Origin of the sequence: Mycoplasma zalophi (assembly GCF_025486335.1) — a bacterium.
Lineage (GTDB): Bacteria > Bacillota_I > Bacilli_A > Mycoplasmatales > Metamycoplasmataceae > Metamycoplasma > Metamycoplasma zalophi.
On sequence record NZ_JAOOPZ010000002.1, the window covers coordinates 254,640 to 265,254 of the forward strand.

General features: G+C 22.8%; 8 protein-coding genes. 7 read left to right on the forward strand and 1 reads right to left on the reverse strand.

What is annotated here, in order from left to right:
- The first annotated feature begins 3 nt into the window (after positions 1-3).
- The 7 genes from N8G13_RS02175 to N8G13_RS02205 all read left to right on the forward strand — a co-directional run bounded on the left by N8G13_RS02175 (position 4) and on the right by N8G13_RS02205 (position 8,102).
- The gene (locus N8G13_RS02175) at positions 4-1,323 is read left to right on the forward strand and encodes a C1 family peptidase (RefSeq protein WP_262289292.1); all 1,320 of its coding nucleotides are present in this window, start codon (positions 4-6) and stop codon (positions 1,321-1,323) included.
- Complete coding sequence (locus tag N8G13_RS02180; protein WP_262289293.1) at positions 1,323-2,654, forward strand: C1 family peptidase; 1,332 nt, start codon at positions 1,323-1,325, stop codon at positions 2,652-2,654. The genes N8G13_RS02175 and N8G13_RS02180 overlap by 1 nt, the downstream gene beginning before the upstream one ends.
- A gap of 252 nt (positions 2,655-2,906) precedes the next feature.
- The gene (locus tag N8G13_RS02185; protein ID WP_262289294.1) at positions 2,907-4,703 is read left to right on the forward strand and encodes an ABC transporter permease; all 1,797 of its coding nucleotides are present in this window, start codon (positions 2,907-2,909) and stop codon (positions 4,701-4,703) included.
- A 2-nt stretch (positions 4,704-4,705) separates the two neighbouring features.
- On the forward strand, positions 4,706-5,410 hold the full coding sequence (locus N8G13_RS02190) for an ABC transporter ATP-binding protein (RefSeq protein WP_262289295.1): 705 nt from the start codon (positions 4,706-4,708) through the stop codon (positions 5,408-5,410).
- Positions 5,388-6,350, forward strand: coding sequence for an aromatic motif membrane protein (locus tag N8G13_RS02195; RefSeq protein WP_262289296.1), 963 nt, complete (start codon positions 5,388-5,390; stop codon positions 6,348-6,350). Before N8G13_RS02190 ends, N8G13_RS02195 begins: the two co-directional genes overlap by 23 nt.
- Entirely contained in the window at positions 6,337-7,149 is an 813-nt protein-coding gene (locus N8G13_RS02200) for an aromatic motif membrane protein (RefSeq protein WP_262289297.1), read from the forward strand. The genes N8G13_RS02195 and N8G13_RS02200 overlap by 14 nt, the downstream gene beginning before the upstream one ends.
- The gene (locus tag N8G13_RS02205; RefSeq protein WP_262289298.1) at positions 7,149-8,102 is read left to right on the forward strand and encodes an aromatic motif membrane protein; all 954 of its coding nucleotides are present in this window, start codon (positions 7,149-7,151) and stop codon (positions 8,100-8,102) included. The genes N8G13_RS02200 and N8G13_RS02205 overlap by 1 nt, the downstream gene beginning before the upstream one ends.
- A 112-nt stretch (positions 8,103-8,214) precedes the next feature.
- Here the strand turns inward: N8G13_RS02205 and N8G13_RS02210 are convergent, their stop codons facing one another.
- The gene (locus N8G13_RS02210; RefSeq protein ID WP_262289299.1) at positions 8,215-9,843 is read right to left on the reverse strand and encodes a hypothetical protein; all 1,629 of its coding nucleotides are present in this window, start codon (positions 9,841-9,843) and stop codon (positions 8,215-8,217) included.
- Positions 9,844-10,615 lie beyond the last annotated feature (772 nt).

Below are 10,615 nucleotides of genomic sequence, written 5' to 3' on the forward strand. Positions count from 1 at the left end.
ATTATGATAATAGATAATATTATGCTTGAAGAATTTGAAAAACGTTTCAATTCTGATAAGGAAGCAAATGTAATAAAAAATACAGTCGCAAAAAATGGTATTTATGCTTCATCTTTTAATAACGATATTTTATCAAAACATAATCAGGAATTTTCAAACGAAATAAAAACTGGAGAAATTACTAATCAAAAATCCTCTGGTCGTTGTTGAATTTTTGCATCTTTAAATATGGCAAGAATCAGCGCAATGGAAAAAATGCAAGTAAAAGACTTGGAATTTTCAGAAAATTATTTTTATTTCTTTGAAAAAATTGAAAAAGCCAATACATTTTTTGAAAATATTATTCAATTTGGTTTAGATTTGGATTTTAATGATAGATTAATGCAAATTTTCTTAAATAATCCAATATCTGATGGAGGATATTGAGAATGATATATTTCTTTAAATAAAAAATATGGAATAGTACCTAAATCTGTAATGAATGAAACATTTCACTCAGAAAATACTGCTGTTTTTGAACAAAGTTTAAACTTAGTAGCAAAAAAACATGCATTAAAAATGATAAATGCTCACAAGCAAAATAAAGACAACATTTTACAGGATCTAAAAAAAGAAGCTCTCTATGAAATTTATAATATTTGTGTAAAAGCTTTGGGTATGCCACCAAAAACTTTTGATTTTGAATATAGAGATAAAGATGATAAATTTTACCGCGAAACTAATATAACACCTATTGAATTGTATAATAAATTTGTAGGTGATGAATTAGATCAAAAAATCACTTTAGTAACAGACCCGCGTGAAATTTATCCTTATGGTAGAGTTATTGAATCAAAATACTTTAAAACTTCAATTGAGGGGAAAACAAACTATACATTAAATGTTCCAATGGAAGAATTAAAAAAAGCAACTATTAAAAGCATTTTAGATAACAAAAGTGTTTGATTTGCTTGTGATGTTTCACAATTTATTGATAGACAAACAGGAATTTTAGATTCTGAATTATATGATTTAAACAATATTTTAGGTTCAGAAGATACTTTAACAAAAGCAGAAAAATTACAATTAGGAATTGTAGTTCCTAATCATGCCATGAATTTCATTGGTGTTGATCTTGATGATAATGGAAATCCTATTAAATGAAAAGTTGAAAACTCTTGAGGAGATAAAACTGGTAAAAAGGGAATTTTCAGTATGTCAGATAAATGATTTGAAGACTTTAACTTTGAATGTGTTGTGGATAAAAAATATGTTGATGAAAAATATCTAAAAGGTTTAGAAGAAGAGTCTATATTATTAGAAGCTTGAGATCCATTAGCATAATGAAAAATATTGATAATAATTTATTAAAACAACTAAAAGAAAGTTTTAATAAAAATAAAACCAATAAAGTAATAGCAAACGCCATTGCAAAAAATGGAATAAAGAACGCTTCTTTTAACAATGACATTTTAAAAATCCACAACAATGTTTTTAGTCATGAAATCAAACAAGGTTCAATTACAAACCAACAATCATCAGGAAGATGTTGAATTTTTGCTTCTTTAAATATGGCAAGATTAGAAGCAATGAAAAACCTAAACATAGAAGACCTTGAATTAAGCCAATCATATTTATATTTTTTCGATAAACTTGAAAAAGTTAATACTTTTTTACAAAATGTTATTGAACATGGAACTAATTTAGATTTTAATGATCCATTATTTAAATATTTTATGGATGGTCCTGCTGATGATGGGGGATTCTGAGAATGATTTTTAGGTTTAATTAATAAATACGGAATTTTACCTAAATACTTAATGCAAGATACTTTTGACGCAAAATCATCAGGTGAATTTATTGAAATTTTAAACGTTAAAGCAAAAGAATATGCATATAAAATAATCAAAGAAGCAAAAAATAATGCTACAGAACAAAAATTACAAGCCATCAAAGTTAATGCGCTTGAAGAAATTTACAATATAGTAACAAAAACTTTAGGTACACCACCGGAAACATTTGATTTTCAATATCGCGATAAAGACAAAAACATTCAAAAAATTACAAATATTACGCCGCTTGAATTCTATAAAAAATACATAAAAAATATATTAAACGATAAAGTTAATTTAGTTTCCGATCCTCGTAAAAATCATCCCTATGGAAAAGTTCTAAGTAGTAAATACTTTAATAGTGTTTATGAAAGCCCAAATAACTTACAATTAAATGTTCCTATGGAAGAATTAATTGAAGCAACTAAAAAATCAATAATGGATGGTGTTTCAGTTCCATTTGCTTGTGATGTTTCTAAATTCCATGATAGAAAATTAGGAATTATGGACTTAAACATATACGATTACAATAACACATTAGTAAATTTAGATTTAAATAGAGAACAAAGATTAAATTTACACCAATCAATGCCTACACACTTAATGAACCTAGTTGGTGTTGATATTGATGAAAATGGTGAAATTATTAAATGAAAAGTTGAAAATTCATGAGGAGAAGATATTGCTTTTAAAGGTATCTTTAGTATGTCAAATGATTGATTTAAAGAATATAATTACCAATGTGTAGTTGATAAAAAATATGTTGATGAAAAATATCTAAAAGGTTTAGATGAAGAATATATTACTTTAGATTACACAGACCCATTAGCATATTTACATTAAAAACAAACCACGTTTTGCTGTGGTTTGTTTTTTTAAAAAATATTTAAATACAAGTTAAAAATTACTTTATTTTAATGCTTATTAAATAAATTATTGTTTATAATTCCACTTTTTTTATACCTCTATACCTTACTTTTTTTTACATTTTAATAGTAAAACATACAAAAAAAATAAAATTACAATACAAAAAAAATTCCATTTTATTTTTTTTATTGTATAATAATTTTATTAAATTTTAAGAAAGGTTATAAAATGAAAACATCAGCTTTTAAGTATTCAAAATTTGCTTTTAATACTGTGTTTAAAAAGAAGAGTTCAACAGTTTTACCTGTGTTGGTTTTAATTATTTCATTAACACTAGGTTTAGTTTTTAAATTCGCAATAGAAGAAAGATATTTAACATTATCATCATATCTTTATATTTTAACAATTCTAATAATAACAGTATTATTTGCATCAATAAAATCGCTAAATATTTTTAAAGATTTTGAGCAAGAAGGGTTAGAGCTAGTTAGTTTAGCTAAACCCATTTCAAGAAACAATATAGTTATAGGTAAATTATTTACCTTAACTTACTTTGGATTAATATGATCAGTTGTATTATTTATTTCTGCACTTTTATCATCTTATCCAATATATAACAACATAAATCTTTTTACATACTCATTATTGATATTTTTTGTTGGCTTAGTAACATATTTACTTGCAGGTTTATTAACTTCTTTAATAAGTTATAAATTGAGCCAAAAATTATCTATTACACTGCCACTAGTATTTTTTATACCGCTTGCACTTGGAGGTTCATTATTATCTGCAAACGCAACTACAAATATAAATAATGCGGCATATTACATTAACAAAAAATACCCATATCATTTTTCAGGTAATGAAGCAAACGTAGAACCATTTTTCATGAACAATGATAAAGATGAATTACTGCTACTACCTAATGGCTTAGAAAATAAACAATTTACACAAAAACAAACAAATTACTTACAAGAAGTCATGAATATAGCAAATAATTCATCAAAAGAATGACAAGTATATTCATGATTATCAGTTCCTTATCAATTACTTGATATTTTTAACTTTAAGGATCAAAATATTTTTGATTCAATTACTAAAAATAATTTTTCAAATTTAGATGGTTATATTTATTACAATAATCTAGATAGTATATTATTTAAATATAAATTAGATAAAAATCCAAATGTAACAAAATATTTAACTTCAAACAATGAACAAAAATACATAATTCCTGGTTTATTAAAATCAAATTCTGTAATACCTAATAGTATAAATACAGGAATAATTTATGCAAGAGAAGGAGCAGAAGATATAAATTCTAAATTTCCTGAAGATAGTTCACAATTTGCTGCTGAAAACAATATAGTTGGTAAATTAAATTGAAACTTTGTTTATGAAGTTTTACAAGATAAAACTTTTAATATTATTGCTAAGAAATTTATTGAAGAATTCAATAAAAATAAAAAATCTACTGATTTACATCAATTAAACATTGAATTATTGGAAGAAATTTCAAAATTTGTAAATGATGAAAATTCAAATATAAACACATACTCAAATCCTAATCTAGTATTATTTAATGAGCGTTCAGTTCAAGAAAAAAGGTTACAATCTGAAATTGAAAGAAAAATTTATTTTGCAACAGTTTTATTAAACTTTATTTACTTCAATTACCAAGATACTAAACTATATCAAGCAATGATTAAAAACCCAAATGATGACAACACATTTGGAAATAGCCAATTTAAATTAGAAATTGCTGGTTTCAAATATCTAATAGGTGGATATGATAAATTTGAAGCAAGATTTATTTTGGTAGAAAAAGATAAAGATGTAATTATTAGATATAAATTAACACCAAGTGATAATAATTACTTATTCCAATCACAAGATCAGTTATTTGCAATAAATAGAGAAAAACAAATTGTAAATAAAAATATTTATTATATTTTATGAATAGTACTAATTATCGCTTTATACGGAACATCATTTACAATTTACAAGAGAAAGGACTATAAATAGTTATGGAAAAAATTTTAGAAATAATTAATTTAAACAAAATATTTCCAAAAACACATAGAGGAATTCAAAATATAAGTTTTTCTGTGGAATCTGGCGATTTTCATGCTTTTATTGGTGAAAATGGTGCTGGTAAAACTACTACTATAAAAACTATAATTGGTGCTTTTGTAAATTATGAGGGTGAAATTTTAATAAACAATATTAACATAAAAAAAGCAGAAGCAAAAAACATAATAGGTTATGTACCGGAAATCGCAATTTTTCCTAAAGAATTAACGGTATTTAATTATTTGCGTAATTTACTTATTCTATCAAACGTAGATAAAAAAGAAGCGGATGAAAGAATAAATAAATATTTAAAATTATTTAATATTGAAAATTTAAAAAATGAAAAACCTTATACTTTTTCAACAGGTCAAAAGAAAAAAGTTTTATTAATTCAAGCTTTACTTCACAATCCTAAATTACTTATTTTAGATGAACCTGCTGCTAATTTGGATCCAACAGCAAGATTTGAATTATTTTCATTATTAAAAGAAATAAATGAAAAACAAAAAATTACTATCTTTATTAGCTCTCATGTTTTATCTGAAATTGATAAATATGTAAACACTATAACACTCATTCATAATGGACAAATTTTATATTCTGGTTCTAAGAAAGAATCACTAGAAAAATTATTTTATGAAAAAGTTATTTCTAATTAGTTTAAGCTCTATATTGTTACCATTAAGTGTAGTTAGTTGTAGTTCAACTCAAGAAAATAATAATGATTTTAATTTTCCTAAAAAACAAAAAAATGATTTTGACAAAAATCCAATCATAAATAATTTGCTTGATTTTTTTTCAAATAACAACAGCAATAAAAAACAAATTTATGTATCACAACAAATTAACAAATCTGATTCTAAAAATACAGAACTAAAGTTTTCATTTGTGTATAATCCTATTTTTATTTTTGATGGTGGGATAGTACAAACTAAAGTTGAAGACTTAAGGAATACTTCAATAAAAATTATTAAAAATACTTTAGAAAATGACTGATACTGAACACTTTTTAATTTAGCAAATTTCCATTATATTTTTAGCCCTTATGGAGATAAATATACACCCTTAGACAATGAAAAAGAATTATTCGATGAAACAAAAAATTTTTTTGGTTCAGTTTCATTAAAAATAAATAATTCTAAACCAAACAAATTAATAAAATTACCTTATAAAGAGATACCTGAATTAAAAAAATATAGTGCTTATTCAGAAAAAGAATCATGATATTTAATTTTCGATAACAACAAAGCAATAAAAGTTTGAAAATATAAAGAAAATGATGAACCAAAACTAAGAATAACTTCTGACTTATTAGTTTTTAAAGATACAAACAACCTTGAACAACAACTAGTGGAGTTAGAAAATCAAATTTATAGCCAACATTTAAATGAATTTGAAACAGATTATGATAACTACAAAAAATATTACGCAGATGAAGATGAAAATGAATTTTTAATGAAAAGAAATGATAAAAAATATTTGGAATTTCAAGCAGTAAATCAATTTAATAATGATTTTGTAAATGCTTTGAATGAAATTAACAAAGATGGAATAAAAATATTTAGATTTACAATGAGGGATATAAATGAAAAAAAATAGTAAATTATTTTTAACAATTTCAATATTTACTGCTATTTTTAGTGGTTTATCACTTGTTTCATGCGCCACTACTGAAGATAGTACAAAATTAAAAAATAATATTCCAACAGGTTTAAATTATTATCCAAATATAGAAGATCCCAAAGAAGCACAAACTCACAAGTTAATTGATAATCTTGTAGTAAAAGTTTTTGGTGATGATGGTTATAAAAAAACAGAATTTTTAAAATCTCAAGAAAGAGAAACAAAATTATTTACTGAGTTAAAAGAATTAACACAAGAATTTAAAACATCACAAAATGCTAATAAATTAAAACAATTTTATAGTAGAAATTGATTATTTATAATTAAAAATATCAAAAAACTACAATGAACATTTACAGAATGATGAAAATTTCCTAATTTTGAAAATGCTAAACATACAGATGAATTTTTAGAAAATTTAAATTCGCTACCTAAGCCTAATGATTTTAAATTTAATGATAACAATTGAGATCAATTTAAAGAAGGAGATGAATCATTTGAATCAAGTGATAATATTTTTTATTTAAAAAAGGATAATTTTATAATAAGAATTTATATTTCACGAAATGAAGATAAAACAGTAAATTTCAACCATATAATTTTATTTCCAAATTCTAAAATAAAAAATATTTCAATTCAAATAATATCTGATGCAGTTCATAATGCATTAATTCACAAACAACAAAGTGGATTTAACTCGTTTGAAGAAGCTGCTAAAAAATTATTTGGTAATGGAGCAATTGGATTATTATTATTAAAGGATGATGAACAATAATGAAAAAAAGTAAAAAAATATTAATATTTTCTTCATTACTAGTAACTTCTTTATTGCCTGTTGTTACTCTGTCATGTAAAAATGCAGATGCAGTTTCAAGTAAATCTAAGGAAATAAATTTTGTTAATGAAAAAAATATAAAAGAACAAAATTGAGATGTATTTTTAAAATATGAATATGTAGATACTTTATTAAATTTAGCTTTTAAAAATGAAGACGAAAAACAAAAGTTTGTGGAAAATCAAAGAAATATATCTGATGATTATTTAACTTCAATTAAAGATTATTTACTTTATAGTAATAACATAGTTATCGAATATCACCCTAACTCAATTTCAGGTGGTTTTAGTGGGGGATTATTTGGTGGTGGATTATTTGGTAATAATAAGAAAAAAACTAAAAAAGTAATTGCACACTCTGAATACAAAGATAAATTAGATAAACTTTATAAAGAAAACTGACTTTGATTTCTTTTTAATTTAAATAAATTTACTTTTGCATACAATGATGATACTAACTTTTTTGATATTGGTACAGATTCAATTAAAACAAACATACAACAATATAGTTTGGAATACACACCATTTATTACTTTAAATACAAATGAAGTGATTCAATATTCAGTATTTAATCACAATACTGACGAAAGTATACAAAAAAGAACAATGTATCTTTTAACCAAGCAAGGTATTATTTTAAGCATTGAAATAAAAATAACGAATGAAGATGATCAAGAAAAAATTGAAATTGAAGCTTCACCATTTATAGAAATTTATCCACCATTGCTACAAAGTAAATCTGCAATTAATAATTTTGATTGACCAACTTATGTTCGTGCACAAATATTATCAAAAAACGTCGGTGAATCATCAAGATGAGTTAAAATGCTTTTTGATGATAAATATGGTGGTAAACCAAAAAGATTTACTCTTGTTTATTTAAACAATAAATAAAATATTAATTTCATAAAATCAATATTTAAAAATATCGAGCTTCATTTATTAGCTCGATATTTTTTTACAAGTTTAATATTTTATGTTAATTTAGTAAATTTAACAATTATTGTTAATTTTCTTTAGTTATTAAGCTTATATCTAAATCTTTTGGTACTTCTATATAAATTCCTTTTAATAGTTTTAATAATTTAGAAAATTCTTCTACACTTTTTTCTAATTCTGCTACTTTATTTTTTTTGAAAATGTATCTATTTTTTCAAACCATTTTGTCATTTTCAATAGAAAATGGTATTTGATATATTGTAATTAATTCACCATCTAAAATTAATATATTTGGAGCCTTATTTAGAAATATTAATTTTTTGGTTTTAAAAAATTCTTTATTATAGGAATTAGATAATAGTGTTGTTTGTTCTTCTGTATTACTATTTTCAGTTGTTTTTTTAAATTCAGAATATATTGAAAAAATGTTATTTTTAATTATTGATGGTTCTAAATCTTGTTTTAAATTCATACTTAATGCAATTTGATTTTTTATTGTATTATCAGTTTTTGCAGCAATTTCATACATCTCTAATCTTAAATTATTATCTTTTAACTTAAACACTGAACTTTCTAACATATCATTTACTTCTTGTTCTGTTAATGTAAATAATGAAAAAAGATAATTATCTTTAAATACTAATTGATTAATTTTAGTTTCATCTAATATGTATTTATTTAATCTTATTTTACTTAAAATCGTTTTATATAATTCATTAAAGAGTTTTTTATTTTCTTCACTTATAGTTACTATAGGGTTTTTAATAATTGAAATTATATTTTCTAGTGAATCAAGACTTTTTGTAGCTTGTTTTAATTTTTTAGTAAGTTCTTCATCATTAGTAATTTTTACATAATTTACTGCAATTTTTGTTAATAAAAATATCTGTCTAGTTTCACTAAATTTTTGCAAAATAACATTAACTATTTTTTCTTCTAAAGTTCGCTTTGTTGTAAGATTTTCATCTTGTTTAAATTCATTTACAAGTGAATTTAATTCTTTTTTAATATCATTAGAAAAATAATTTTGTTTTTGAATTTCAAGTTCAATATTATCAGTAAATTCTTTATATATTGATTTGTTTGAATTTGTTTCAGGAGTTGGTTTTTTAAGTTCTACTGAATCATCAGTAGTTTCTTTTTCTATTTTATCAACGTTAGGTTTTGAAGAATTTGAATTATTTGATTCTGGAATTTGTTCTTTAGGTGGTTGTTTTGAATTATTAATACTTTTTTTATCTGTATTTTTATCATCATTAGATTCTGAAGAAGAATTTGAATTATCTGATCCTGGTGTTTTATCGTCAGTTTTAGGTTTTGAATTATTTGGTTGTGAAATAACTTCTTCTGTTTTAAATTGATCTTTATTTATATTTTTTTCAAAAACTTTTGAAGTTTCTTTATTTGTAAATAATTTATATTTTACTAAAACACCACTATCAGCTTTTTGTGCACTTATAAATTTATAAGAAATAGTTGCTGTACCTAATAAAATTTTGATTTTATCTGCAGATATTGTAGTTGGTAATTCTGAAAATTTTATTGCTTTAGAATTTTCATAAGATACTTTCACCGCTTCATTAATAACTTCAAAATCTGTCTTTTGGGTGTTTTCCTTATAACATGAAATTGTTACAAAAGAAGGTAGTAATACGCTTGAGCTTAAAGATAATATTGAGAATAAAATTTTATTCATATTAAAATGTCCTTTCATGGTCTTAAAATCGTAATTTAGAGAAAATTATACACATTTTTACTGAAAATGTACTGAAAATTTTTTATTTTTTTAAAAAATGAATTTTTAAAAAGCTGGTTTTTTGGAGTAAGAAAATAAAAAAAATTAAAAAAAGTAATAAATTTTAATACAAATTTAATTTTTTAAAAAATTATTAATAATAATTACAAAAATAAAGCTATAAAGAATAATGAATATAAATCATTTAAAACTATAATAAAAAATAAAATTTACAAAACTTATACATTACATACATGTATATATGTATATATCAAAAAATACTAAACTCATAATAATTGAGAAACATTAAATATTTTTTTATTAATACTCACAGTAATAAATTAAATATTTTTAAACACTTAAATAATTGAATTTAATTTAATTTTGGTTTTTGTAAATTATATTTATTTATATAAATATAAAAAAAATATACAAAAAACTTTATAATAAAAATACCGAGTTCGCGAAATTAAGCTCGGTATTATAAACTTATTAGCACGCTTATTTTTTAAGCGTGTCTTTTTATTTTAATTTTTGGCAAAACAATTTAAATATTTTATTTATATTTATTTTCATACTGCTAACTCTATTCGATGATAACTAATTCTGGTTTAGCTTGTTTTTCTGCACCTGGTTTAGCTTGATTTTCTGCACCTGGTTTAGCTTGTTTTTCTGCACCTGGTTTAGCTTGATTTTCTGCACCTGGTTTAGCTTGATTTTCTGCACCTGGTTT